This window comes from Nocardiopsis prasina DSM 43845, assembly GCF_000341265.1.
GTDB classification, from domain to species: Bacteria; Actinomycetota; Actinomycetes; order Streptosporangiales; family Streptosporangiaceae; genus Nocardiopsis; species Nocardiopsis prasina.
On the sequence record NZ_ANAE01000025.1, the window covers coordinates 1 to 1,396 of the forward strand.

Annotated in this window: 2 protein-coding genes; one reads left to right on the forward strand and one right to left on the reverse strand. The window is 74.2% G+C overall.

Annotated elements, in window-relative coordinates; genetic code table 11:
- A partial coding sequence (locus D452_RS0101040) for a GAF domain-containing protein (RefSeq protein ID WP_017542319.1) occupies positions 1-792 on the forward strand: 792 nt, incomplete at its 5' end.
- 61 nt (positions 793-853) lie between these two features.
- On the opposite strand, the gene D452_RS0101045 is transcribed toward D452_RS0101040, so the two are convergent.
- On the reverse strand, positions 854-1,396 hold a 543-nt coding region (locus D452_RS0101045), incomplete at its 5' end, for an MDR family NADP-dependent oxidoreductase (RefSeq protein ID WP_017542320.1).

A 1,396-nucleotide genomic window follows, 5' to 3' on the forward strand; every position in this document is an offset into this window, starting at 1 on the left:
TTCGTGGACCTGCGCAGGCGGGCGGCGATGCGCTCGCGCCTGGCCGCGGTGCTGCGCAGCGGGGAGTCGGCGTCGTTCGACTCGCGGCTGGCCCAGCGCGGGTGGGCCGAGGACGTGCACATGACGCTCACCCGGCTGGACGTGCCCACCGAAGCCGCACCGCCGGTTCTGGCGGTGCTCTCGCCGCCGCTGGCAGGCGGGGAGGACGAAGGCCCGGCTCCGCTGGAGCCCGAGGTCGAGGACCAGGTGGTGGTGCTGGCCGCGCGCCGGCTGGACGTGCTGACGCGGATGACGCGGCTGCTGCTGGCGAGCGCGGGCCCCGGCGGGGCGGGCCGCCCGCTGGCGCTGGACGACGCCGCGGCGCTCCTGGCCGACTCTTACGCCGACTGGGTGATCGTCGACGTATGCGACCTCCCCGGCAGCGCCGAGCAGGCCCGCCGGGCGGTCGTGTCCGGCCCGTCCGGCGAGAACGGGCCGCGGGAGCTGGTGGGTGCACTCGATCCGCTGGATTCGGAGATCCCCCGCGAGGTGCTCGCCAACGGCAATTCGGTGCTCAGCCAGCTCATCGAGGACGAATCGGCGCTGGGCCGGGCCGACGGCGCCCCGGTGCTCAGCGCGCTGGGCGCCGGATCGCTGATGTGCGTCCCGCTCAAGGGCAGCCGCGGGGTCCGCGGCGCCCTGACACTGATCCGCCGCAGCAACCGGGGCAGCTTCCGACTCGCCGACCTGGGCTTGATCGAGGAGATCGGCGAGCACATCGGGCTCGCGCTGCCGCCGCGTGCGGCCGGGTGAACCCGGACACACGCGGCGGCGGACTCCGCCGCCGGCCGGCGGCGCCGCGGGGCGCACCCGGTCACAGGCGGACGATCATCTTGCCCGTGTTCTGCCCGCGCATCATGCCCAGGAACGCCTCGGGCGCGTTGTCGATGCCGTCGGCGAAGGTCTCGTCGGCCCGGATGGACCCGTCGGCCAGCCAGGGCCCGACGTCGTCGAGGAACGCGGACATGCGGTGCATGTGGTCGCCGATGATGAAGCCCTGCATCATCACGCGGCGCGCGATGGCCTGGAACATGTCGCGCGGTCCGGGCGCCGGTCCGACGGCGTTGTACTGGGAGATCATTCCGCACAGGGCCATGCGCCCGTGGTTGCGCATGTTGTGCAGGGCCGCTTCGAGGTGTTCGCCGCCGACGTTGTCGAAGTAGACGTCGACGCCTTCGGGGGCGGCCTCGGCCAGCAGCTCGGCGACCGGCCCGTCGTGGTAGTCGAAGGCCGCGTCGAAACCGAGGCCGTCGCGCACGTAGTCGGTCTTGGCCGTACTGCCGGCGCTGCCGACGACCCGGCCGGCGCCCCGCAGCTTGGCCATCTGGCCGGCGGCGCTGCCCACGGCGCCCGCCGC